This is a genomic window from Streptacidiphilus jeojiense, assembly GCF_000719095.1.
GTDB lineage: Bacteria > Actinomycetota > Actinomycetes > Streptomycetales > Streptomycetaceae > Streptacidiphilus > Streptacidiphilus jeojiensis.
In genome coordinates this window covers 76,700-99,643 of sequence record NZ_JOEH01000021.1, presented here as the reverse complement: position 1 = coordinate 99,643, position 22,944 = coordinate 76,700, and the positions used below count along the sequence as shown (strand labels likewise).

Sequence of the window (22,944 nt, the reverse complement as noted above, 5' to 3'; positions counted from 1 at the left end):
AAGGGACAGCCATGTCCATCGAGTTCATCGGCATAGCCGCCACCGCCCCCTTCAGCGAGTCCGGCGGCGGCAGTTCCTGGAACGCCATCGACCCCGGCTATGTGAAGGAGCTGGCCCGGGCGCACGAGACGGCCGGCTTCGACCGGGTGCTGGTCGCGCACTCCTCCGCCAGCCCCGACGGCTTCACCGTCGCCGACCAGGTGCTGACCCACACCGACAGGCTGGGCGTGCTGCTGGCGCACCGCCCCGGCTTCGTCTCGCCCACCCTGGCCGCCCGCAAGTACGCCACCCTGGACGCCTTCCACCCGGGCCGGATCGCGCTGCACGTGATCACCGGCGGCGACGACGCCGACCAGGCCAGGGACGGCGACCTGAGCGACAAGCCGACCCGCTACCGGCGCACCGACGAGTTCCTGGACGTGGTCAGGAAGACCTGGACGGCCACCGAACCCTTCGACTACGACGGCGAGTTCTACCAGGTCCGCGGTGGGAGGTCGGCGCTGCTGCCGTCCCGTCCGATCCCGGTGTACTTCGGCGGGGCCTCCGAGGACGCGGTGCGGGCCGGGGCCAAGCACGCCGACGTCTACGCCTTCTGGGGCGAGCCGCTGGCCGGCATCGCCGAGCGGATCCAGCAGGTGCGCGAGGCCGCCGCGCCGCACGGCCGCGAGCCCAGGTTCAGCGTCAGCCTGCGCCCGATCCCGGCCGCGACCGAGGCCGAGGCCTGGCAGCGCGCCGAGGAGATCCTGCGGCTCACCAAGGAGCGGGCCGGCGAGCTGCGCAAGGTCATCAACCTGGACCACTCGGCCCAGGAGGGCTCGCAGCGGCTGCTGAACGCCGCCGCCAAGGGCGACGTCCACGACAAGCGGCTGTGGACCGCGGTGGCCAAGGCCACCGGCGCCGCCGGGAACTCGACCGCGCTGGTCGGCTCCTACGAGCAGGTCGCCGAGTCGCTGCTGGACTACACCGCGCTGGGCGTCGGCACCCTGCTGATCCGCGGCTTCGACCCGCTGGCGGACGCCCGCGACTACGGCACCCTGGTGTCCCTGGTCCGCGAGCAGACGGAACGTCAGCAGTTCGTCGGCAACCGGGTGCTGGTCGACGCATGAGCTCCCCGCCGCTGCTGGAGCTGACCCCACCGGCCCTGGACCGGCTCCCGGAGCTCACCGCCGTACTGGCGGCCGACGCCGCCGAGCACGACCGCGACGCCCGCTTCCCCTACCGGGGCGTCGCCGCGGTCCACCAGGCCGGGCTGCTGACCGCCACCGTCGGCCGTGCCCACGGCGGCCCAGGCGCGGGGCTGGCCGACACCGTGCGCATCCTCCAGGCGCTCGGCGCCGGCGATCCCGCGGTCGCCCTGGTGACGGCGATGACCCTGTTCACCCATGCCGCCCAGACCCGCTCCAGCGACTGGCCGCAAGAGTCCTACGAGCTGCTGCTGCACGAGTCCACCACCCGCCCGGTGCTGGTCAACGCGCTGCGGGTGGAGCCGGAGCTGGGCTCGCCGGTGCGCGGCGGGCTGCCGCGGACGGTGGCGGTGCCGCGCGGCGACCACTGGGAGCTGACCGGCCACAAGATCTTCTCCACCGGCGCCGAGGCACTGGGCTGGATGCTGGTCTGGGCACGCACCGACGAGCCGGTGCCCCGGGTCGGGTCGTTCCTGGTCCGCGGCGGCAGCGAGGGCGTCACCGTGCTGCCCACCTGGAACCATCTGGGCCTGCGCGCCTCGCGCAGCGACGACGTGCTGCTGGAGGCGGTGCGGGTGCCGCTGGGCCAGGTCGCCGGTCTTGCCGAGCCCGGCAGCGGCGGCGGCCGGGACGAGACCGGCGGGGCCTGGAACTCGCTCGGGCTGACCGCGCTCTACCTGGGCGTCGCCCGGGCCGCCCAGCAGTGGCTGACCGGCTTCCTGCACGAGCGCGTCCCCAGCGCCCTCGGCGCCCCGCTGGCCACCCTGCCCCGCTTCCAGACCGCGGTCGGCGAGATCGACATCGCCCTCAGCGGTGCCGAACGCCTGGTCCGCGCCCTGGCCGCGGACGTCGACGCGGGCGACCCGGCGGCGGCCCGGCAGGCCGGCGGCGCCAAGGTGCTCGGCACCCGCGCCGCCATCGGCGCCGTCGAACAGGCCGTCGCCCTGGTCGGCAACCACGGACTCACCTATGACAACCCGCTGCAGCGGCACCACCGCGACGTCCTCTGCAGCCGGGTGCACACCCCGCAGGACGACATGTCCCTGCTCGCCGCCGGACGGGCCGCACTCGGCCCGGTCGCCACTTCTGTGAAAGGCAACTGACCCCATGCCAGTCGAGTTCATCGGAATGATCGGAACTCGGGACGTCTCCGAGACCCGTCCGCCCAGCGGCCCGGTCGTCGACCCCGACTACACCCGCCGCTTCGCCCAGGCCCACGAGCAGGCCGGCTTCGACCGGATCCTGATCGGCTACGGCTCCAGCAGCCCGGACGGCACCCAGGTCGCCGCCCATGTCGCGGCCCACACCGAGAGGTTGGGACTGCTGGTCGCGCACCGCCCGGGCTTCGTCGCACCGACCCTGGCCGCCCGCACCTTCGCCACCCTGGACCAGTTCTCCGGCGGCCGGGTCGCCGTGCACATCATCACCGGCGGCCACGACGCCGAGCAGCGCCGCGACGGCGACCACCTGCCCAAGGACGAGCGCTACCAGCGCACCGACGAGTACCTGGACATCCTCACCCGCTCCTGGACCGAGGACGAGCCCTTCGGGCTGGACGGGACCTACTACCGCTTCGCCGACTTCCACTCCGAGGTGAAGCCGGCCCAGCAGCCGCGCATCCCGCTGTACTTCGGCGGCTCCTCGGCCGCCGCCTACCGGGTCGGCGGCAAGCACGCCGACGTCTTCGCGCTGTGGGGCGAGCCGCTGGCGGAGACCGCCGAGCAGATCGCCTCGGTCCGCGCCGCCGCGCTGGCGGCGGGCCGGACCACCCCGCCGCGGATCAGCGTCTCGTTCCGGCCGATCCTGGGCGCCACCGAGGAGGCCGCCTGGGAACGCGCCCACGGCATCCTGGACACCATCAGGTCCCGGGGCGCGGCCGGCTCCTTCGTCGGCAGCCGCCGCGACATCCTGCCCACCGGCCCCGGCGCGCAGCCGCAGAACGCCGGCTCGCAGCGGCTGCTGGCCGCCGCGGCCAAGGGCGAGCTGCACGACCGGGCGCTGTGGACCGCCCCGGCCGCCGCCACCGGCGCCGCCGGCAACTCGACCGCGCTGGTGGGGACCCCGGAGACGGTGGCCCAGGCACTGCTCGACTACGTCGACATCGGGGTGACCACCCTGCTGATCCGCGGCTACGACCCGCTGGAGGACGCGCTGGACTACGGCCGCGAACTGCTGCCGCTGGTGCGCGCGGAGGTCGCCCGCCGCGACCGCGCCGCCGGTGCCGGCTCGACCGGTACCGACTCGACCGGTGCCAGCTCGACCGGTGCCGGCTCCGCCGACGCCCGGGTCGCCGTGGCGGGTGCCCGATGACCGCCCCTGTCGCCACCCGCACCGCCAGCTGGTACCCGTCCGAAGGCCTGCTGCAGCGCGGCACGGTCGTGCTGCTCCCCGGCCGCGGCGAGCACCCCGGGGTGTACGAGCGGCTGGGCCGCAGGCTGTCGGCCGACGCCTATGTGGTGCACGTCCTGGAGCTGGACCGGGCCTCCGACACCGAGCGGACCGCGGCCGACGTCGCCCAGGTCGCCCAGGGGGCGGCCGCACCGCTGGTGCTGGCCGGCTCCGACACCGGGGCGCTGCGGGCCCTCGCCGTCGCCGCCCACCCGTCGGCCACCCCGGACGCGCTGCTGCTGGTGGGCGTCCCCACCGTCAATGACGCCCCTTCAACCGGTGACTGGGACGAGCAGTTGACGGCCCGTACAGCATGCCCGACGCACCGCGGCCGACTGGCCGCCGACCCGCTGTTCGACCGGACCGCGCTGGACGCCCCGGTCGCACCGGACCTCGCGGCCGAGGCCGCGCAGGCCGTCGCAGGGCTGGCCGCGCTGCCGGTGCTGCTGGTGCACGGCGAGGCCGACCCGGTCAGCCCCGTCGCCACCGCGCGGGAGTTGGCGGCGCGGCTGCCGGAGGCCGCGCTGGCCACCGTCGCGGACGGGCGGCACGACTCCCTCAACGACATCTCGCACCGCAGTGTCGCGGCGACGGTCGTGCTGTGGCTGGAGCGGCTGCGGGCCGGTTCGCACCGCACCAACGTGGTCACCCTCCACCAGCCGTCCACCGACTGACGACCCGTCCGCAGCACCATGTCCCCGCACCCTGTCTCCGCACCGTCTCTCCGCAGCATCCGTCCGTTCGCCCGAGGAGGACCGTTCCATGGCCCTGCATCCGCACTGGTACCTGCCCACCTCGGGCGACGGCCGGGACGTGGTCGGCTGGGTGCATTCCCGCATCGCCACCGCCGCGCCCCGCCCCACCGACCGGGCCCCGGACATCGACTACCTCGCCGACGTGGCCAGGGCCGCCGAGCGGCTGGGCTTCGAGTCGCTGCTCACCCCGGCCGGGACCTGGTGCGAGGACCCCTGGATCACCACCGCCGCGCTGCTCAGGGAGACCCGGCGGATCCGCTTCGTCGTCGCCCTGCGCCCGGACGCGCTCAACCCGACTCTGGCCGCCCAGATGGCCGCCACCTTCCAACGGGTCTCCGGCGGCCGGCTGCTGCTCAACGTCGTCACCGGCTCCGACGACGAGGAGCAGCGGCGCTTCGGCGACTGGCTGGACCACGACGCCCGCTACGCCCGCACCGAGGAGTGGCTGACCGTGCTGCGCGGCGCCTGGTCCGGCGAACCGCTGGACCACGACGGCGAGCACTACCGGGTGCGCGGCGCGACCGTCGCCGAGGCGCCCGACCCGATACCCCCGGTCCTGCTCGGCGGCTCCTCCGCGCCGGCCCTGCGGATCGCCGCCGCCCACGCCGACGTCCATCTCAGCTGGGGCGAGCCGCCCGGCGAACTGGCGCCGAGGCTGGCCTCGGTACGGGAGCTGGCGCAGCGTCAGGGCCGCAGCGTCGGCTTCGGCGTCCGGGTGCACGTGATCACCCGGGACACCGCCGCCGAGGCCTGGGCCCAGGCCGACCGGCTGCTGGCCGCGATGGACCCGCAGGCCGTCGCGCTGGCGCAGGCCCGGGCCGCGCGCACCAGCTCCGAGGGGCAGCGCCGGATGACCGCCCTGCACGGCGGCCGACGCGACGCACTGGAGGTGTCGCCCAACCTCTGGGCCGGTTTCGGCCTGCTGCGCCGGCACGCCGGGACCGCCCTGGTCGGCAGCCACCAGCAGGTCGCCGAACGGCTGGCCGAGTACCACGCCCTGGGCGTGGAGCACGTCCTGCTCTCCGGCCAGCCGCATCTGGAGGAGGCGCACTGGTTCGGCGAGGGGGTGCTCCCGCTGCTGCGCCGCGAGGGGGTGCTGGCCGGGGAGCCGTCCCGCACCCGTCACCTCACCCCGGTGCCGACCACGGCAGACCGCTGACCAGGACAGCAGACCGCCCCCGATGACCACCAGAGACAGGGAACCCGCCATGACCTCGACCACGGACCTCTCCGCGCCCGCCGACCTCAGCCCGGCCGACCTGCTCCGCCGCACCCTGCGCCGGCACGCCGCCGGGGTGACCGTGCTGACCGTGCCCGGGCCGGCCGGCTTCACCGCCACCTCGTTCACCTCGGTGTCGCTGGAGCCCGCCCTGGTCTCCTTCTACCTCTCCAGCACGGCCTCGACCGCCGCCGCCGTGCTGGCCGCCGACATCTTCGCGGTCCACGTCCTCGGCGAGGACCACCGCGAGCTGGCCGAACGCTTCGCCCGCAGCGGCACCGACCGCTTCGCCGGCACCGGCTGGTCCCCGGGACCCCGTGGCGTGCCGCTGCTGGACGGCGTCCCGGCCTGGCTGACGGCGCGTCCGGTGCTGCACCAGGAGGTCGGCGACCACCTGCTGGTGGTCGGCGAGGTGCTGGACGCGGGCGGCGACGGCGAGGCCCCGCCGCTGCTGCACCACAGCGGCTCCTTCGGCTCCTTCCGCCCGCACTGAACCGACGGTGCGCAGCGGGGAGGTTCGGCGGGCTACCGCCAGTCGGCGGTGAGCGCGGGGCCGAGCTGGTCGAAGTGCCGGTCCAGCACCTGGACCAGGTCCTCCACGTCCACACCGCGGCCGGCGACGCCGGCGGCCCACTCGTGCTGGGCGGTCCGTCCGACCGCGCTGAACACCGCGGCCAGCACCCTGGGCCGCAGGTCGACGGCCGGGTCGACGCCCTCGCGCTCGGCGAGCACCTCGGCGATCAGCTGCTGCTGCTCGGCGAGCCGGTGCAGGTAGGCGGCGAGCAGCGTCGGGGTGCACTCGATCAGCTGGAATATCTCCAGCGCCGCGGTGGCGGGGGAAGCCCCCGGCTCGGAGATGTCGCGGCTCTCCCAGGTCTCCCGGGTCGCGGCGCGCAGGGCCTGGAGCGGGTTCTCATGGCTCGGCCGGGCCCGCAGGTAGTCGACGAAGTCGTCCGCGCCGTCCTCCATCAGGGCGAGCGCCACCTGCTCCTTGTTGGCGAAGTAGCGGAAGAAGGTGCGCTGCGAGACGTCGACGGCCGCGGTGATCTCGTCCACCGTGGTGCGGGCGTAGCCCTGACGGAGGAAGAGCTTCTGGGCGGCTTCCAGCAGCTGGCAGCGGGTGCGCTGCTTCTTGCGCTGGCGCAGTCCCGCGACGGGCCCGACCACGCGGTCCACGGGGGCCGCAACCTGTTGGACCAAGGGATGCCACCTCCATAAAACCGCCCCCGGGTTTCTGCCGACTATACCTCGCTGACACATGTCATTAACATGCATAAGTCAGTCTTTGCCAAGTGTCAGTAGCTGACATATTGTGACGGGAGACAGCACCGACCAAGGAAGTCAGGCAGCATGACTGAGCGCGTGGTTGAAGCAACCGAGGACCGGCTCGACGCAATACCCGACGGCCGCCGGGGGCTGCGCGGCCACCCGTGGCTGACGCTGCTGACCGTCGCGGTCGGCGTGATGATGGTGGCGCTCGACGGCACCATCGTGGCCATCGCCAACCCCGCCATCCAGACCCATCTGCACGCCTCGCTGGCCAGCATCCAGTGGGTGACCAACGGCTACCTGCTGGCCCTCGCGGTCTTCCTGATCACCGCCGGGAAGATCGGCGACCGGTTCGGGCACCGCACCACCTTCCTGGTCGGCGCGGTCGGCTTCGCCGCGGCCTCGGCGGCGATCGGCTTCTCCGGCAGCATCGAGCTAGTGATCGTCTTCCGGGTGCTCCAGGGGCTGTTCGGGGCGCTGCTGCAGCCCGCCGCACTGGGCCTGCTGCGGGCCACCTTCCCGCCGAACAAGCTGAACATGGCCATCGGCATCTGGGGCGGCGCCATCGGCGTCTCCACCGCGGCCGGACCGATCGTGGGCGGGCTGCTGGTCCAGCACATCAGCTGGCAGTCGGTCTTCTTCGTCAACGTCCCGGTCGGCCTGCTCACCCTCGGCCTCGGCCTGTGGATCCTGCGCGACGCGCGCCCGCAGAAGAGCGGCCAGTCCTTCGACATCCCCGGCATCGTGCTGCTGTCGGTGGCGATGTTCCTGCTGGTCTTCGGCATCATCAAGGCCCCCGCCTGGGGCTGGGGAGACGCCCGCACGCTCGCCTTCCTGGGCGGCGCGGTGCTGCTCGCGGCGGCCTTCACCTACTGGCAGACCCGGTCCTCGCACCCGCTGCTGCCGCTCAGCCTGTTCCGCTCGGTCTCGCTGTCCGCGGGCACCGTGCTGATGATCCTGATGATGTTCGGCTTCTTCGGCGCGCTGTTCTTCGTCACCTTCTACCTGCAGAACGTGCGCGGCATGTCGCCGGTCGCGGCCGGGGTGCACCTGCTGCCGATGACCGCGATGCTGATCGTCGGCTCGCCGGTCGCCGGGCTGGTCATCGGCAGGATCGGCCCGCGCATCCCCATCGTGGCCGGCATGCTGATCACCGCCACGGCCATGTTCGGGATGTCCGCGCTGCACACCGGGACCAGCACCGTGCTGCTGTCGCTGTGGTTCGTGATGCTGGGCCTCGGGCTCAGCCCGGTCATCGTGGGCGCCACCGAGATCATCGTCGGCAACGCCCCGGTGGAGCTGGCCGGGGTGGCCGGCGGACTCCAGCAGTCGGCCATGCAGGTCGGCGGCACCCTGGGCACCGCCGTGCTGGGCGCGGTGATGGCCGCCAGGGTGGACAGCGTGCTGCCCGGCAAGTGGGCGGCCGCCAAGCTGCCCGCCGTCTCGGCGCAGGACTACGCCGGGCTCAAGCAGGCCGTCCAGGTCGGCACGGCCCCGATCGCCAAGGGCACCCCCACCCAGACCGCCCAGGCCATCACCCAGGTCGCCCACGACTCCTTCCTCAGCGGGATGTCGCTGGCCTTCACCGTCGCCGCCGTGGTCGCCCTGCTGGCCAGCGCCGTCGGCCTGCTGACCAAGCGCGGCGCCACCGACTCCGGCCCGGCCGTGCACATCTGACCTACCGTCACCGCGACGACCGGCACCGTGCCGACGGTCAGTCGCCCCGCAGCGCCCCGTCCACCCCCGGCGGGGCGCTGCGGTCCTGCTGCAGCAGCCAGAGGTCCCGCATCAGGCCGGGACGGGTGGTCAACTCCTGGAAGCTGCCCTGCTGGACGACGCGTCCCCGGTCCATCACCACGATCCGGTCCGCGATCACGGTGTTGGACAGGTTGTGGGTGACCAGCACGACGGCGCGGTCCTCGGCCAGCCGGCGCAGGCCGGTGAAGATCCGGTGCTCGGCCCGCGGGTCCAGGTCCGAGGTGGGCTCGTCCATCACCAGCAGGCCCGCGTCCCGGTGGGTGGCCCGGGCGACGGCGATGCGCTGCCACTGGCCGGAGGAGAGCGCCACGCCACCCCACCACTCGCGGGCCAACAGCGTGTCCAGACCGCTGCGCAGCCGGGCGACCACGTCGTCGGCGCCGCTCGCCGCGGCCGCCCGGCGCACCTCCTCGTCACCGCCGGGACGCGGCTGGCCCAGGTGGATGTTCTCCCGCGCCGACATCGGCCAGCGGGCGAACTCCTGCGGCACCACCGCGGTCTGCCGCCACAGCGCGTGCGGGTCCAGGTCCCGGGTGCTGACGCCGTCCCAGGCGACCACGCCCTCGGTCGGCAGGTTGAGCCCGGACAGCAGCTTCATCAGCGTGGTCTTGCCCGAGCCGTTCTCCCCCACCACCGCGACGATCTCACCCTGCCGCACCTCGAAGTCCACCTCGTGCAGGGTGTCCTCGTCCGCCTCGGGGTAGCGGTAGCCGACCCGGTGCAGGGCGACATGGCGGGGCCGCCCCGGCACCAGCGCACCGCGGTCCAGCCGCTGCCCGGCGGCCTCCTCCACGAACGACTCCCAGTCGTCCATGTAGCGGCCGGTGCGCATCAGGTCGCTGCCGTAGCCGACGATGCCCTGCAGCCCCTGGGCCGCCGAGCGCAGCGCGAAGACCACGGTGCCGGCCGAGGCCGCGCCGATCCGCCCGGTCCCCAGCAGGAACATGACGCCGCCCCACATCAGCGCGGCCGCCAGGCCCCCGGCGGCGGAGCCGAGCAGGGTGACCCGGGCGCGCTGCCAGGCCGCGCGGTCGTTGGTCCGGTCCACCTTGGTCCCGCTGGCCCGGTACTTCGCCAGCAGGTACGGCGCCAGGGTGTCGGTGCGGATCTGGTCCGCCTGGTCCTTGTGGGTCAGGTTCCAGCGCAGCATGTTCAGCATCCGCCGGTCGTGGAAGGTGGCCAGGAACGACAGGTAGGTGATCCGCTCCCCCTTCACCGAGGCGAGGGCCTGCGGCACCGCGGTGAGCAGCAGCAGCGGCAGCAGCACCGGTGCGAGCGCGGTGATGACCACCGCGGCGGCGACCAGGGTGGCCAACGAGGAGACCAGGTTCTGGCTCTGCCCGATCATGTCCCGGCTGACCTCGACGCCCCGGTCGGCCTTGTCGTAGCGGTCGTTGAAGCCCGGGTGGTCGTAGGCGGCCATCTCGGCGTTGGTCGCCGCCTCCAGCATCCTGAACTCGGCCTCCCGCGAGATCCGCGGTGCCAGCCGGTTCGACAGGCCCTGGATCGCCACGCCCAGCACCGCCCGCACCCCGGCCGCGGCGGCCAGCACCAGCACCGACGGCACCGCCGAGCCCAGGTGCCCCGGGTTCTGTGCGGCCCCGATCAGCGCCCCCAGCGCCCGCGTCGTCGCGAACAGCCCCAGCGCACCCGACAGCCCGGACACCAGCTGACACACCAGCAGGGCCACCACCGCCCCCCGGTCCACCGCCCAGGCCAGCGCGAACGACCGACCGACCAGCCTCGGCAGCCGACTGCCCAGCCTGCGCCCGGTCAGATCGCCGGCCCACTCCTCGGAGTCCCCGCCGCTGTAGGCGAACCTGAGCTCCTCGCCCGACTCCCCCGACTCCCCCGTCCCGCTCGACTCCCCCGGCTGCTCCGCACCGGTGTCGGCCACAGCGGTCTCGTCCGCCACCCCGCCGTCCCCCTCCCACCCTCGGGCCCAGCCTGCCGACCCGGACAGCACCGCGTCTGCGGCGTGGAACCGGCGCATCGTGGACCCGACGGGCGCACTCCGGGTGCGCGCCGCCCGAACGGGCCACGCCCAGGCGCCAAGGGCTACGCGGCGGGTGTGGGTTGGTCGGTGTAGGTGTGGCCGGTGGGGGCGGTCCAGGTGACGTTGCCCGAGGCGCTGCTGTAGCCGATGTGCCAGCCGGCGCGGTGCTTGGTCAGGTGGTGCCTGCGGCACAGGGGGATCAGGTTGTCGGGCGTGGTGGGTCCTCCGGCCTGCGGGTTCGCGTGGTTGAAGGGGACTACGTGGTCCAGGTCGCAGCGTCGGGAGGGGCGGGTGCAGCCGGGGAAGCGGCAGTGCGGGTCGCGGGCGATCACATGCCGGGTGGTCTCGGCGGTAGGCCGGTAGCTGGTCGGATCGGTCTTCAGGACCTGTCCGGTGGCGGGGTGGGTGAGCAGGCGGCGCCAGACGCTGCCGGGACGGGTGGCAAGGGCGCGGGCCTGAGTGGGCGTAAGGGGACCGTACCCGGTGAGGTCAGCGGGGTCCTCGGTGGTGCCGATCAGGGTGTCGTAGGGGACGGTGACCACGATCGTGGCGGTCGGGGAACTTGTCGCGGTTCCGGAGACAAGTTCCACCAGCGCGTCCGCGCAGCGTTGGGGCAGGGTGCGGCCGTCTGCGTCCAGAGTCCGGGCGTGCGCGGTGACCGCGGCGTCCACCAGCGCCGCATCCCCGGCCGTCAGCAGCGCTCCGAACCAGGCCATGCCCTCGGGGTGCGGCTGCAGCGTGGTGCGCCGGTCCTCCCGGGCGCGGGTGTGGCGCTGCTCGGCTCCGGCCGGGTCGGCTTTGATCACGGCGCGGCTGATGGCCTTGCGGGCCGCGCCCACGGTCTGGGTCGGCAGCTTGAGCAGCACCAATTCCTCCACCCGCGCGGCGACCTCGTCCTCCAGGGCAGCGGTGTGCTCCAGCAGGGCCTTGAGGTGCATGATCTGCACCCGCCCCTCCGCCAGCAGGCCCAGGGAGGCCGGGAACCGGCTCGTCAACTGCTGGGCCTCGACCAGCCGTCCGTAGGCGGTGTCCGGGGAGATCCGCAGAGCGCAGGCCACCTGCTCCTGGGTCTCCAGGAAGTCCCCCAGCGCATCGGGGTGGCCGGGGATGCAGGTCAGCGGCTGCTCCTGCAAGCCGGCGAGCATGGCGATCTGCACCGCCTCCAGCCAGCACCGCGCCCGCGCCACCGCCACCAACGCATCGATCCGCCCGGCCGCCGACATCGGCGCGCCGTCCAACGCGGCGATCCCGGCCACACTCACCGCCCCCGGCACCGCCCGCGCCAACCCCGCCGCCAGCGCATCCCCCTCCTCCAACCAGCCCACCACAACCACCCCCTCCAGGTGCTCCGTACACCCCTGATTCTACCCCGACCCACCGTCAAAACCGTCGCCGATAGGGCCTCTGAGCTGTACGAACGGTTGCGTATCGAACTCCCGCACGCCCTGCGAACCCGCTAGCGGGACTGAAGCCCAAGAGATCTGTGGCTACAACGACATCAACAAAACGCGTGACTGCCGATCTCCCGCGAACCATCGGCACCTATGCGCTACAAGTTCTGCACAAGTCAGACGCCTTAGGAGAGTAAGCCGTCTACCATAGACCACTTTTGACCGTAGTGTAGCCAAACGCGAAAGAATCAGATTTTCTACATCGGCTTGAGGGGAAATCTTCGGCTTACGTTCCACGGCGCCCCGTGGGCATGCACGTGTCGCTGTAGTGTCCCCGGATAGCGGGGAGCCCCGGTCTGGTCGCTCAACCTTTCGCCGGGGCTCCACCGTCCACATTCACTCCAAGATCAAGGACGACCTATGCCTCCCGATCGGAGTGCGGTCCAGCGCCCTAGGGCGTTGCAGGACCGCGCGTTTGACGACCGTAACATGCCGCGTACTGGAGCTCTTCAAACCTACGAGCCGGGTCAATGTGTTGACCTGACAGTCACGTTGCACCTGGGCGCCTTCCTTGCCCTCCTGGTGCTGCCGATCATGCTCATCCGCGGGACCGCCGTTGACAGTGCCGCGGGCGCCCTCCTGTTGGCCGCAATCACCGCAGCCAACCGTTCTCACCTGGGGTACCGGCGCGCCAATCTCCGGTAGAGCACGCACTGGTGCCGTCGGGACAATGCCTCGGCGGCACCAGTTGCACATGATCATTACCGGTTTGCGTTTCGTGCAAGAACCGGTCCGGATCGGGGGCTGAAGCGGAACGAAACCGCGCCCCCGGAACGCCCACCAAGGAAATCATTCATGGCATCGTCACCGGCGACTTGCGCACACTGCGGCCGCAAGTATGTTCGACACAACACTCAGGGCAGACCACCGAAGTACTGCACGCCCATGTGCCGCTCGGCCGCGTGTCGCAAGCGCGCCCGAAGCCGCATCGCATCGACCCCCCTCGTCACCGGCCCCTCGACACCTGAACGCTACGACCGGGCGCTGCAGTTGTTCGCTCACGACTTCGCCATGCAGGTAGAAGAGACACAACGGCTGGTGTCCCGCACCGTGGCAGGCGACCCGGACCTGGACCCACTTGCCCTGTTGGACCAGCTCAACGACGTACAGCACGGCCTGACGGATTTACAGGCCTTCGCGGTCCAGCAGACTCGCTCACGCCACCCCAACCTCACCTGGAAAGCCATCGGCGGCGCCTTGGAGGTGAGCGCCCCCACCGCAAGCACCCGCTGGTCCAGCGATCGAACCTGGCGCATGCTCGTCCGACGCGAGGCCCGCCTCGACGCCAAACGCCGTACCGAATCCGTCTTCGAGCGGCGCCCCACCAGGTCCGACCCCGCCGCGTGCAACCCCTCGGCAGACACCCGCACCGCAGACGCATCCACCGATCACACGGTCGGCACAGCAAGCGACCCGGTCCGGCAGTTGAGCAGTGCCATGTCCCATCTTCAGCGTTCCTCCACCAGCAGCATCCGAGCCCTGGCCGAGGTCGTCGGCGTCTCCCCGTCCTACGTGTCCCGCGTGCTGTCCGGGGAACGTCTGCCCAGTTGGAAGCTCACGAAGACTCTGGCCGAAGCCTGCCAGGGCGACCCCGACCATCTTCGACCGCTGTGGGAGGCGGCACGCGGTCTACGTCCCCGCCTGCTCTCCGACAGCGCCGCCTCCGAACTGCACGCCGCCGTGAGCGGCCTCTACCTTGCCGCAGCCCGTCCCGCTCCGGCCCGACTGTGCTCATCGTCAGCCCACCAACTCACCGCCCAGCAGGTCAGTTCATTCCTCGCCGGCACCATCCCCGACTGGCCCGTGGTCCGGGGCCTGGTCAGCGCGCTCCACGGACGCCCGGAGGAAGTCCGGCCCCTGTGGGAACAGACCCCCGCGGCCCGTCCCTCCCCATCGGCCAGTCTCCAAACCACCTGCGACGCCAGATCCAAGAATCCGATCGCCGAAGGTTCGTCATGAACCGTCGCAGCCCACGCGTCGCCCAGACCGGACCGTCCCTGCCCTTGGACTTCGAAGCCTTCCTTACTCAGTGGCACCAGCCCTTCCTCCGACTGGCACTTCAGAGCCTGACCAGTACCGCCGCCGCGGAACAGGCCGTCCTGCACGCCGCCGCTCTGATCTACTGCCACTGGGACCGTCTTCTCGCCGAGACATCCCCCGCTTTGGCAGCTCTCGACATCCTCGACGACGTCCTGGCCGGTCGTCCCCGTAACCGGACAGTCTCGCCCTTGCAAGCCGCACTCGATGACCTGGAATCGCGTTCTCCGATACAGGCCCGCTGTGTGCGGTTGCGGCACTTGGCCAACCTCTCGTACGAGAACGTCGCCAGCACCCTCAACATCGAGCTAGGAGCTGCGAAGGCCCACACCTGGGCCGGTCTGCGCCACCTCAGCACCCAATTGGAGCTCCACCAGACGGGAACGACCCTATGAACACCATCGAGGGTCTCCTCGACGCCGAAGCCCGGCGATGTGCCCATGCCCTCACCAATCTGGACACTGCCGCCTTCCTCAACCGCCTCGCCGACGCACTGGTCGGCCCAGCGGTCCTCCCACCCGGGACGGCATCCCCCGCAACGAGGCCCGGGACGTCTCCAAAGCGGGTTGATCTCCGCAGGGGTCGATCAACGAAGCTTGCCTGGCAGAGGGCTGGCGCCGGCGATTCGGCGTCGCGCACGGCACGGATCCGCCCGTTCTCGTCCGCTGCCAACCGGCCCCTTCTCTGACGGCCCGTCGCGTTGGAGATTGGAGTCAGGCAGGCACGCACGCACACATGCACGCTCCGGCGAAGGGACAGCGGATGGGAAGCGTCACCGTCGGGGTGCTGCGGGAGCGGGCGCGCGGGGAGTGCCGGGTGGCGCTGGTGCCGGAGTCGGTCGCCCGGCTGGCGCCGGGGGGTGTGCGGGTCCTGGTCGAACCGGGGGCTGGAGCTGCCGCCTGGTTCGCTGACGCCGACTACCTGGCGGCGGGTGCGGAACTGGTCCCGGCCGCCGAACTGCTGCAGCGGGCACAGGTGCTGCTGTGCGTGGGTCCGCCGGACCCGGCCACCACGGCCGGGCTGCGGCCGGGAACGCTGCTGGTCGGTCTGCTGGACGTACTGCGGAACCCGGTCGCGGCGGGAGCCTGGGCCGAGGCCGGGGTCACCGCGCTGAGCCTGGACCTGCTGCCGCGCACACTCAGCCGGGCCCAGCCGATGGACGCGCTGACCTCGCAGGCGAACATCGCCGGGTACAAGGCCGTGCTGGTGGCGGCCGACACCTTCGCACGCTTCTTCCCAATGCTGACGACCGCAGCCGGTACCTCGAGACCGGCGGCGGTCCTGGTCCTGGGCACCGGAGTTGCCGGACTGCAGGCCGTCGCGACGGCGCGGCGGCTGGGAGCCGTGGTGACCGGGTACGACGTGCGGCCGGAGTCCAGGGAGGAGGTGGAGTCACTGGGTGCGCGGTTCCTGGAGATCCCGGCGGTGCCCGCGGTCCGCACCGGCGCCGACGGCTATGCCGGACGGCTGGCCGAGGCCGAGCAACTCGCCCAGCAGCAGGGCCTGGAGGAGGCCGTGGCCCGCGCCGACGTGGTGATCACCACCGCGCAGGTGCCCGGCGGGCGGCCCCCGGTGCTGGTCACCGCCAGGGCCCTGGACCGGATGCGGCCCGGTTCGGTGGTGGTCGACCTGGCGGCGGGCCGGTCCGGCGGGAACGTCGAGCGCTCCGAACCGGACGCCACCGTCGTCACGGCACAGGGCGTCACCGTGATCGGGGCCGGCCACCTGCCCTCCGCCATGGCCGCGGCGGCGTCCACGGCCTATGCCCGCAACGCCGGGGCGATGCTGACGTACCTGCTCCATGACGGCCACGACGACCACGACGGCGGTCCGACCGTCGACCTCAGCGACGAGATCCAGGCCGCGGTCGTGGTGACCCACGCCGGTTCCGTCGTCCATCCGGCCGTCGCCGCACTGCTCGACGGCCGAGCCCGCCTGGGAGGCAGCCGATGAGTCTCGACCTGTCCACCGCGATCACCGTCTTCGTCCTCGCCGTACTGGTCGGCTTCGAGGTGATCAGCAAGGTCCCGGCGACCCTGCACACGCCGCTGATGTCCGGGGCCAACTCGATCCACGGCATCGTGGTGATCGGCGCCATGCTGATCGCCGCGCAGGCCCACGGCCCCCTCGGCTACGTCCTGGTGTTCGTCGCGGCGGCCTTCGGGGCCATGAACGTCGTCGGCGGATATGTCGTCACCGACCGGATGCTGCGGATGTTCCGGACCCGGCCGGAGCACGGCACGGACCACGGCGCGGACCAGGGGCCACGCGAATGAGCCCGGTGGAGTCGGCCGTCAGGTACGTCCTGCTCGCCGCCGCGGCCTGCTTCGTCTTCGGCCTGCACCTGATGAACTCGCCGCGCTCGGCCCGGCGCGGCAACGCGCTCTCGGCCGGGGCCATGGCCGTGGCCGTCGTCGCCACCGCCGTGCTGCTGCTGGACCGGGGCTCGGTCACCGGCACCGGCTGGCTGGTGCTGGTCCTGGGCGGTGCGTTCGGGTCCGGCTGCGGGCTCTACGCGGCGCGGTCGGTCGAGATGACGGCCATGCCGCAGCTGGTGAGCCTGTTCAACGCGGTCGGCGGCGGAGCCGCGGTGCTGATCCCGCTGCAGGACCTGCTCGGCAGCCCGCACCCGGCCGCACTCGGCGCGCGGGTCACCGTCCCCGGAGCCCTGGACGTGGTGATCGGCACCGTGACCTTCGCCGGCTCCCTGGTCGCCGCCGGCAAGCTGCAGGGCACCGTTCCGGGCCGGCCGCTGGTCTTCCCCGGTGCCCGGGCGCTCGCGGTGCTGCTGCCGCCGGCCTTCGTGGCGGGCACGGTGTGGCTGGTCCTGACGCCCGATCAGACCGCGGCCCCGCTGGTGCTGCTGGCGCTCGCGCTGGTCTTCGGCGTGGCGATGGTGCTGCCGATCGGCGGTGCGGACATGCCGGTGGTGATCTCCCTGCTCAACGCCTTCACCGGGACGGCGGTCGCGATGGCGGGCTTCGTCCTCGGCGAACCGGCGCTGATCGTCGCCGGGGCCCTGGTCGGCGCGTCGGGCACCATCCTCACCAAGCTCATGGCGGACGCCATGAACCGCTCGGTCGCCGCCGTCATGGTCGGCGGCTTCGGCACCGACGGCGGCGGGGCCGCGACGGACGCGGGCGGCGGCGCGGCGTCGGTGCGGCCGCTCTCCGCGGACGACGTGGCGATCCAGCTCGCCTACGCCCGCAAGGTGATCGTGGTCCCCGGCTACGGCCTGGCCGCCGCCCGGGCCCAGCACGAACTCGGCGACCTGGTCCAGCTGTTGGAGGCGCACGGGGTGGAGGTCAGCTACGCCGTCCACCCGGTGGCCGGACGGATGCCCGGCCATATGAACGTGCTGCTGGCGGAGGCGGACGTGCCCTACCCGCAGCTGAAGGAGATGGACGAGGTCAACCCCGAGTTCCCGCAGGCGGACGTCGCCCTGGTGGTGGGGGCCAACGACGTGACCAATCCGGCCGCCCGGCGCCCCGGCACCCCGGTCTCCGGCATGCCGATCCTGGACGTGGACCGGGCCAGGAGCGTGGTGGTGATCAAGCGCTCCATGGGACACGGCTACGCGGGGATCGACAACGAGCTCTACACCGACCCGCGGACCGGGATGTTCTTCGCCGACGCCAAGCAGGGGCTGATCGAGCTGCGGGCCGCGGTCCGGGCCTTCGTCGGGTGATCGGGGGCCCGGGGCGCCGGGGGTGCCGGGGCCGCTGGGTCACCCGTGAGATCCTGGTGCGGTGACGCAGGCGTTCGGAGTGCAGGAGTTCCAGCTGGTCCTGCTGCGGCGGATGGCCGACTTCCAGCCGGTGCTGGTCGAGCGGGCGCGCAGCGGGATGGGCGTGTCGGTCGGTGAGATGCGGCAGGTCAACGCCGCCTGGCAGCGCTTCGTCCGGGCGAAGGGCGCGCCGCGCGGGATGTCCCGGCTGGTCGCGGTGCTCGGACCGCAGCTCTCGGTGCGGGAGCAGCGCACCGGCGACCTCACCTGCCGGCTGCACCAGTGGGCGCTGCCGCTCTGGCCGGACCTGCGCTTCGAGGCGGTCGCGGGTCCCGACGGCGGGGTCTGGCAGGAGTGGCTGGTCCGCGCCCCGGAGACGGCCCCGCCGCCGGTGCCCGCCGCCGGCGAGCTCGCCCCCTGGGAGTACGTGGTCAGCGATCTGGAACGGCTCTTCCCCGAGGTCCGGCACCTGCCCGAGGACGCACCCAGCCGCTGGACCAGCCGCTTCGCGGCCCCCGACGGGCAGGGCGGCACGCTCCGGCGCCAGGCCCGCTTCGTCCACGGCCTGCTGCAGGAGGTCACACCGGTCGACTGACGCCGGCCGGCGCCTACCCGTCCGCCCCCGCCGGTGTGAAGACCAGCACCGCCGCCGTGCCGTGGAGGTCGAGCACGTCCCCGGCGCCGCCGACCAGACGGACTGCGTCCAGCGCCCCCAGCTCGACGCCCTCGTGCTCCAGCCCCGCCGTGCCGTCGAGGAGGACGACGAGGGTGTCCGGACCGCTGAGCACCGTCCGCCCGGTGACGATGTCCACCCGGGCCGAGGTGCGGTCCCGACGGGTCATCACATTGAAGTCCAGCAGCGGTCCTTGGAGCAGACGGCAGTCGGTGTCCGCGTCCCCGGGGAACGCGAACGGACGGTAGCGCTGGTCGATCCGGTGCTCGATCCCGTCGACGGTCAGGACCATGCCGGCGCCCCGGACCACGGTGATCACCCGGTCCACCCCGCTGAACGCCGAGAACGGCCCGCCCCGCGCGACATCGGCCAGGCTCACCCGCCAGTGGAACCCGTCCAGCCCCGAGCCCTCGGGGTGCGCCGCCACCTCCCGGGTGACCCCGCCCCCGTTCTTCCACGGCGCGGCCTCCCGCTCCGCCGCCCGCAGCACCGTCACACCCGAAACGCCCGCCATCGACCGCACTCCTCGTCTGTGCCCTGCCCTGCCCTGCCCTGTCCGGCCGACCCCCGCCGGTGATCATCACCCTATTCGCCGGCCAGCCCGCGCAGCCCCTTCCAGGCCGGCTGCCGCAGGCTGCCGCCGTCGGTGACCTCGGCGTACTGCACCTCACCCCGGAGCAGCGGACGGACCCAGCGGACGTCGGCCGGGGGCCGGGCCAGCCGCGGCAGGTCCAGCCCCGCCGTGAAGGGCGACTCCGCCGCAGCGGCCTCGGTCAGCAGCGGCAGCAGCAACTCCCGCTGGACGGCGGAGAGACCGGACCCGACCGAGCCGACGTAGCGCAGGCCGCCCGGCACCTCCCGACCGACCAGCAGCGAACGCGGCTCGCCGCGGTCGTCGGCCAGCCAGCCGCCGATCAGGACGTCGGCCGTGGGACGGAACTTCACCTTGATCCAGTCCGGGGACCGCCGGCCCGGCTGGTAGCCGGAGGCCAGGCGCTTGAGGATGACGCCCTCCATCCCGCGCTCCCGGGTCCAGTCGATGCCGGTCGCCACATCGGCTCCGATCCAGGCGGGCGGCGCGACGACCGAGCCGTCCGCCGGGAGGTCGAGCCGTTCCAGCAGCGCGCGCCGCTCCAGGTAGCCGCGGCGGGTGACCGCCGTTCCGCGGTGCCGCAGCACGTCGAAGGCCATGAATGTCACCGGGGTCCGCAGCCGGGCGGCCGCGATCCGGTCCTGCTGACGCAGCGTCATCCGCTGTTGCAGCCGCTCGAAGGAGGGGACTCCGGTGGCCGGGTCCAGGGCCACCGCCTCGGCGTCCAGGACCAGCGGCGCGACGGCCGCCAGGCGGCCCAGTGACTGCAGTTCGGGGTAGCGGGCGGTGGCGTCGGCGCCGGAGCGGGCGAACGCCCGGACCGTGCCGCGCTCGTCCACGCTGACGACGACCCGCATGCCGTCCCACTTCACCTCCGCCGCCCAGCCGCTGGTGTCGGCCGGCACCGGACCTTGGCCGGCCAGCATCGGCGCGATCCAACCCGCTGCCGCCGCCGCGCTCATCCGGGCAGCCTCCGGGCCACCGAGGGGTCCAGCAGCGGCGCGTGCAGGTCGCCCAGCCGTGCGAGCCGCTCCGGGAGGTCGTCGGCGGTGAACGACAGCTCCGCCGGGTCCCGGCAGTCCGCGATCTCCTGCCAGCCGACCGGCGTCGACACCGTCGGCTCGGCCAGGGCCCGCAGCGAGTAGGCGGCGACGGTGGTCTTGGCGGAGGCGTTCTGGGACCAGTCCAGCAGCACCCGGTCGCGCCGCAGCTCCTTGCCCATCCGACTGACGATCAGCTGCGGGTACGCCGCCTTCAGCCGCTGGGCCAGCCGCTTGGCGTAGGCGTTCACCTGCACCGCGGGCGCCGGGACCAGTGGCACCGTCAGATGCAGCCCCTTGGACCCGGAGGTCTTGGCCCACACCTCGAACCCGTCCTCGGCCAGCACGGTCCGCACCGCCAGGGCGGCGGCGCAGCAGTGCAGCATGTCGGCGCCCTCACCCGGGTCCAGGTCGACGATCAGCCGGTCGTGCAGCTCCGGGGCGTCCCGCCACTGCGGCACGTGGAACTCGATGGTGTCGAGGTTGGCCGCCCAGATCAGCGTGGCCAGGTCGGCGACCACCACCTGGCTGGCGGGGCCGGTGCGGAGTTCCACCTCCAGGTCGGAGATCCAGTCGGGAGCGCCCGGCGGCACCCGTTTGGCCCAGAACCGCTCCCCGTCCACCCCGCCGGGGCAGCGCACGAAACTGGCCGGCCGGCCGTCGAGATGCGGCAGCATCAGCGGCGCCACCTGCCCGTAGTGGTGCAGCACGGCCGCCTTGGTGAACCCGCTCGCCGGGTACATCGGCTTGTCCAGGTGCGAGAGCGACAGCCGCCGGCCCTCCACCTCCACCACGGTGCGTTCGGCCGGCATCACGCCTCCCGGGTCCGGGCCGGCACCCGCCGGGTGCGGGTCCAGGTCAGCAGCTCGCGGGCGGTCCAGGTGGTGACGACCCGTTCGGCCGGCACCCCGGCCTCCTCGGCGCGGGCGCAGCCGTAGCCCTGCCAGTCCAGTTGCCCCGGGGCGTGGGCGTCGCTGTCGATGGCGAACAGCACGCCGGCGTCGAGGGCCTGGCGCAGCAGCCGCCGGGGCGGGTCCAGCCGGTCCGGGCGGCAGTTGATCTCGACCGCCGTGCCCCGTTCGGCGCAGGCGGCGAAGACGGCCTCGGCGTCGAAGACCGACTCCGGCCGCGGCTTGGCGCCCAGCAGCCGGCCGGTGCAGTGGCCCAGGATGTCCACCCGGGGGTCCGACACCGCCCTGAGCAGCCGCCGGGTCATCGCCTCCCGGCCCATCCGCAGCTCGGAGTGGACCGAGGCGACCACCACGTCCAGCCGCTCCAGCAGGTCGTCCTCCTGGTCCAGCGCCCCGCCGGAGAGGATGTCGCACTCGATACCGGTCAGCAGCCGGAACGGGGCCGTCCCGGCGTCGGTGCCGGACTGCTCGTTGTACCGGGCGACGACGTCGAGCTGCTCGCGCAGCCGCTCCGCGCTGAGCCCGCGGGCGATCCGCAGCCGGGGCGAGTGGTCGGTGAGCACCGCCCAGCTGTGGCCGAGGCCGCGGGCCGCTTCGGCCATCGCCTCGATCGGGCTGCCGCCGTCCGACCAGTCGGAGTGCAGGTGGCAGTCGCCGCGCAGCGCGGCCCGCAGCTGCGCACCGCCGTCCGCGAGCGGCTCGGCGGCCCGTTCCTCCAGGTCGGCGAGGTAGTCGGGGGTACGTCCCGCGGCGGCCTCGGCGATCACCCGGGCGGTGGTCCGGCCGATGCCCTCCAGGTCGGTGAGCCGTCCGCCCACCGCCCGCTGCAGCAGTTCCAGCTGCGACAGCCCGGCCACCGTCCGGGCCGCGTGCCGGAACGCCTGCACCCGGTACCTGGGCGCGTCCTCGCGCTCCAGCAGGAACGCGATCCGTTCCAGGGCTTCCCTCGGTTCCATCTCCGGCATATCCCCGGCTCCCGGCCCACTCAACCGATTCCGGCATAACAGGACAGAATGGTCGGACGGCAGCGAGTCGGAGGAGGTGTGGACGTGGACTTCGACGAGGTCGCCGACCGGCTCTACGCCCTGCCCCCGCCGCAGTTCACCGCGGCCCGCGACGACGCCGCCCGGCGCGCCGCCGACGCGGGCGACACCGGGGCGGCTGCACGGATCCGAGGGTTGCGCCGGCCCACCCTGGGCGCCTGGCTGGCGAACCTGCTGGTGCGCGAGCACCGCACCGAGTCGCAGGCACTGCTCACGCTCGGCACCGACCTGCGGGCCGCCCAGGACCGGCTCGCCGGCGAGCGTCTGCGCGAACTCACCGCCGGGCGCCGCGCCGTGGTCGGCGCGCTGGTCCAGCAGGCGAAGGCGGCGGCGGTACGGGCCGGCCTGCCGGTCGGCGAGGGCCCGCTGGAGGACCTGGAGCAGACGCTCACCACCGTGCTGACCGACCGGGAGGCCGCCGAGGCCTTCGCGGCGGGCCGGCTGACCAAGCCGCTGACCGTGCACGCCCCCGCCGCCGAGCCCGCACCAGGACGCGGCCCGGGAGCGTCCGCGCCGACCGCCGGGCCGACCGCCGGGCCGCGCACCGATCCGGACGTCCTGGCCCGGGCCCGTCAGGGCCTGAAGGAGGCCGAGCGGCAGGCCGCCTCCGCTGCCACGGCCGCTGCCACGGCCCGCAAGGCGCTGGACCGCGCCACCACCCGGCACCAGCGCGCCCGCAGCAGCGCGGAGGAGCTCTCGGCCCGGCTGGACCGGGCCCGCGCGGCCGAGCGCACCGCCGCCGAGGAGGAGCGCACCCTGCGGACCCGGGTGGAGACCACCGACCGCGACGCCCGCAGGGCCGCCGGCCGCGCCAGGGACGCCGGCGTCCGCGTGCGGCATCTCGACAACAGGCGTATCAGGGATGAGAAGCAATAGATCGACAGCTCGATTGCTCGACAAC

The 22,944-nt window shown here is 73.2% G+C and carries 21 protein-coding genes; 14 read left to right on the top strand and 7 right to left on the bottom strand.

Annotated features, from left to right (window positions below; all coding sequences use genetic code 11):
- The first annotated feature begins 11 nt into the window (after positions 1-11).
- The 6 genes from IF29_RS0126620 to IF29_RS0126595 all read left to right on the top strand — a co-directional run bounded on the left by IF29_RS0126620 (position 12) and on the right by IF29_RS0126595 (position 6,039).
- Positions 12-1,106, top strand: a complete 1,095-nt coding sequence (locus IF29_RS0126620; protein ID WP_030259880.1) for an LLM class flavin-dependent oxidoreductase — start codon at positions 12-14, stop codon at positions 1,104-1,106.
- Entirely contained in the window at positions 1,103-2,287 is a 1,185-nt protein-coding gene (locus IF29_RS0126615; RefSeq protein WP_030259878.1) for an acyl-CoA dehydrogenase family protein, read from the top strand. Before IF29_RS0126620 ends, IF29_RS0126615 begins: the two co-directional genes overlap by 4 nt.
- 4 nt (positions 2,288-2,291) lie before the next feature.
- A complete protein-coding gene (locus IF29_RS0126610; RefSeq protein WP_084715000.1) occupies positions 2,292-3,494 on the top strand; it encodes an LLM class flavin-dependent oxidoreductase in 1,203 nt (400 codons plus the stop codon).
- Entirely contained in the window at positions 3,491-4,246 is a 756-nt protein-coding gene (locus IF29_RS0126605) for an alpha/beta hydrolase (RefSeq protein ID WP_051726038.1), read from the top strand. The genes IF29_RS0126610 and IF29_RS0126605 overlap by 4 nt, the downstream gene beginning before the upstream one ends.
- Before the next feature lie 88 nt (positions 4,247-4,334).
- On the top strand, positions 4,335-5,486 hold the full coding sequence (locus IF29_RS0126600; protein ID WP_051726037.1) for an LLM class flavin-dependent oxidoreductase: 1,152 nt from the start codon (positions 4,335-4,337) through the stop codon (positions 5,484-5,486).
- 49 nt (positions 5,487-5,535) lie between these two features.
- Positions 5,536-6,039: a flavin reductase family protein gene (locus IF29_RS0126595; RefSeq protein WP_030259872.1), complete on the top strand. Its 504-nt coding sequence runs from the start codon at positions 5,536-5,538 to the stop codon at positions 6,037-6,039.
- Between the two features lie 32 nt (positions 6,040-6,071).
- Here IF29_RS0126595 and IF29_RS0126590 read toward each other — a convergent pair whose 3' ends face one another.
- On the bottom strand, positions 6,072-6,722 hold the full coding sequence (locus IF29_RS0126590; RefSeq protein ID WP_030259869.1) for a TetR/AcrR family transcriptional regulator: 651 nt from the start codon (positions 6,720-6,722) through the stop codon (positions 6,072-6,074).
- 174 nt (positions 6,723-6,896) lie between these two features.
- Between IF29_RS0126590 and IF29_RS0126585 the strand changes: the two genes are divergently transcribed.
- Positions 6,897-8,492, top strand: a complete 1,596-nt coding sequence (locus tag IF29_RS0126585) for an MFS transporter (protein WP_030259867.1) — start codon at positions 6,897-6,899, stop codon at positions 8,490-8,492.
- A gap of 37 nt (positions 8,493-8,529) precedes the next feature.
- Here the strand turns inward: IF29_RS0126585 and IF29_RS0126580 are convergent, their stop codons facing one another.
- Both IF29_RS0126580 and IF29_RS0126575 read right to left on the bottom strand, forming a co-directional pair.
- Positions 8,530-10,488, bottom strand: coding sequence for an ABC transporter ATP-binding protein (locus tag IF29_RS0126580; RefSeq protein WP_232242459.1), 1,959 nt, complete (start codon positions 10,486-10,488; stop codon positions 8,530-8,532).
- Positions 10,489-10,631: 143 nt separating this feature from the next.
- Positions 10,632-11,885 (bottom strand): HNH endonuclease signature motif containing protein, encoded by a 1,254-nt coding sequence (locus IF29_RS0126575; RefSeq protein ID WP_157623939.1) that lies wholly within the window; start codon positions 11,883-11,885, stop codon positions 10,632-10,634.
- A 1,020-nt stretch (positions 11,886-12,905) separates the two neighbouring features.
- Here IF29_RS0126575 and IF29_RS43870 point away from each other — a divergent pair.
- The 6 genes from IF29_RS43870 to IF29_RS0126540 all read left to right on the top strand — a co-directional run bounded on the left by IF29_RS43870 (position 12,906) and on the right by IF29_RS0126540 (position 18,379).
- Positions 12,906-13,979, top strand: a complete 1,074-nt coding sequence (locus IF29_RS43870) for a helix-turn-helix domain-containing protein (RefSeq protein ID WP_051726034.1) — start codon at positions 12,906-12,908, stop codon at positions 13,977-13,979.
- A complete protein-coding gene (locus tag IF29_RS0126560) occupies positions 13,976-14,452 on the top strand; it encodes a hypothetical protein (RefSeq protein ID WP_157623937.1) in 477 nt (158 codons plus the stop codon). The genes IF29_RS43870 and IF29_RS0126560 overlap by 4 nt, the downstream gene beginning before the upstream one ends.
- A 367-nt stretch (positions 14,453-14,819) precedes the next feature.
- A complete protein-coding gene (locus IF29_RS0126555; RefSeq protein ID WP_030259857.1) occupies positions 14,820-16,010 on the top strand; it encodes an NAD(P) transhydrogenase subunit alpha in 1,191 nt (396 codons plus the stop codon).
- Positions 16,007-16,333 carry an NAD(P) transhydrogenase subunit alpha part 2 gene (locus IF29_RS0126550; RefSeq protein WP_030259854.1) on the top strand — a complete coding sequence of 109 codons (327 nt, stop codon included), beginning with the start codon at positions 16,007-16,009 and terminating at the stop codon, positions 16,331-16,333. Before IF29_RS0126555 ends, IF29_RS0126550 begins: the two co-directional genes overlap by 4 nt.
- On the top strand, positions 16,330-17,745 hold the full coding sequence (locus IF29_RS0126545; RefSeq protein ID WP_030259850.1) for an NAD(P)(+) transhydrogenase (Re/Si-specific) subunit beta: 1,416 nt from the start codon (positions 16,330-16,332) through the stop codon (positions 17,743-17,745). Before IF29_RS0126550 ends, IF29_RS0126545 begins: the two co-directional genes overlap by 4 nt.
- 61 nt (positions 17,746-17,806) lie before the next feature.
- Positions 17,807-18,379 (top strand): hypothetical protein, encoded by a 573-nt coding sequence (locus tag IF29_RS0126540; RefSeq protein WP_030259847.1) that lies wholly within the window; start codon positions 17,807-17,809, stop codon positions 18,377-18,379.
- Between the two features lie 13 nt (positions 18,380-18,392).
- Here the strand turns inward: IF29_RS0126540 and IF29_RS0126535 are convergent, their stop codons facing one another.
- From IF29_RS0126535 to IF29_RS0126520, 4 genes are all read right to left on the bottom strand, one after another.
- Complete coding sequence (locus IF29_RS0126535; protein ID WP_030259845.1) at positions 18,393-18,971, bottom strand: HutD/Ves family protein; 579 nt, start codon at positions 18,969-18,971, stop codon at positions 18,393-18,395.
- A gap of 71 nt (positions 18,972-19,042) precedes the next feature.
- The gene (locus IF29_RS0126530) at positions 19,043-20,011 is read right to left on the bottom strand and encodes an ATP-dependent DNA ligase (RefSeq protein WP_030259841.1); all 969 of its coding nucleotides are present in this window, start codon (positions 20,009-20,011) and stop codon (positions 19,043-19,045) included.
- Positions 20,008-20,901: a non-homologous end-joining DNA ligase gene (ligD, locus tag IF29_RS0126525; RefSeq protein WP_030259838.1), complete on the bottom strand. Its 894-nt coding sequence runs from the start codon at positions 20,899-20,901 to the stop codon at positions 20,008-20,010. The genes IF29_RS0126530 and ligD overlap by 4 nt, the downstream gene beginning before the upstream one ends.
- Positions 20,901-21,956: a PHP domain-containing protein gene (locus tag IF29_RS0126520; protein WP_030259836.1), complete on the bottom strand. Its 1,056-nt coding sequence runs from the start codon at positions 21,954-21,956 to the stop codon at positions 20,901-20,903. Before IF29_RS0126520 ends, ligD begins: the two co-directional genes overlap by 1 nt.
- 93 nt (positions 21,957-22,049) lie before the next feature.
- On the opposite strand from IF29_RS0126520, the gene IF29_RS0126515 reads away from it, so the two are divergent.
- Positions 22,050-22,919, top strand: a complete 870-nt coding sequence (locus tag IF29_RS0126515; RefSeq protein WP_157623936.1) for a hypothetical protein — start codon at positions 22,050-22,052, stop codon at positions 22,917-22,919.
- Positions 22,920-22,944: the final 25 nt, after the last annotated feature.

Coding starts and splice junctions, on each gene's coding strand:
- IF29_RS0126620 (WP_030259880.1), top strand. CDS start 12: ATGTCCATCGAGTTCATCGGCATAGCCGCCACCGCCCCCTTCAGCGAG.
- IF29_RS0126530 (WP_030259841.1), bottom strand. CDS start 20,011: ATGAGCGCGGCGGCGGCAGCGGGTTGGATCGCGCCGATGCTGGCCGGC.
- IF29_RS0126535 (WP_030259845.1), bottom strand. CDS start 18,971: ATGGCGGGCGTTTCGGGTGTGACGGTGCTGCGGGCGGCGGAGCGGGAG.
- IF29_RS0126600 (WP_051726037.1), top strand. CDS start 4,335: ATGGCCCTGCATCCGCACTGGTACCTGCCCACCTCGGGCGACGGCCGG.
- IF29_RS0126520 (WP_030259836.1), bottom strand. CDS start 21,956: ATGGAACCGAGGGAAGCCCTGGAACGGATCGCGTTCCTGCTGGAGCGC.
- IF29_RS0126560 (WP_157623937.1), top strand. CDS start 13,976: ATGAACCGTCGCAGCCCACGCGTCGCCCAGACCGGACCGTCCCTGCCC.
- IF29_RS0126595 (WP_030259872.1), top strand. CDS start 5,536: ATGACCTCGACCACGGACCTCTCCGCGCCCGCCGACCTCAGCCCGGCC.
- IF29_RS0126545 (WP_030259850.1), top strand. CDS start 16,330: ATGAGCCCGGTGGAGTCGGCCGTCAGGTACGTCCTGCTCGCCGCCGCG.
- IF29_RS0126610 (WP_084715000.1), top strand. CDS start 2,292: ATGCCAGTCGAGTTCATCGGAATGATCGGAACTCGGGACGTCTCCGAG.
- IF29_RS0126615 (WP_030259878.1), top strand. CDS start 1,103: ATGAGCTCCCCGCCGCTGCTGGAGCTGACCCCACCGGCCCTGGACCGG.
- IF29_RS43870 (WP_051726034.1), top strand. CDS start 12,906: ATGTGCCGCTCGGCCGCGTGTCGCAAGCGCGCCCGAAGCCGCATCGCA.
- IF29_RS0126555 (WP_030259857.1), top strand. CDS start 14,820: ATGGGAAGCGTCACCGTCGGGGTGCTGCGGGAGCGGGCGCGCGGGGAG.
- IF29_RS0126605 (WP_051726038.1), top strand. CDS start 3,491: ATGACCGCCCCTGTCGCCACCCGCACCGCCAGCTGGTACCCGTCCGAA.
- IF29_RS0126585 (WP_030259867.1), top strand. CDS start 6,897: ATGACTGAGCGCGTGGTTGAAGCAACCGAGGACCGGCTCGACGCAATA.
- IF29_RS0126550 (WP_030259854.1), top strand. CDS start 16,007: ATGAGTCTCGACCTGTCCACCGCGATCACCGTCTTCGTCCTCGCCGTA.
- ligD (WP_030259838.1), bottom strand. CDS start 20,901: ATGCCGGCCGAACGCACCGTGGTGGAGGTGGAGGGCCGGCGGCTGTCG.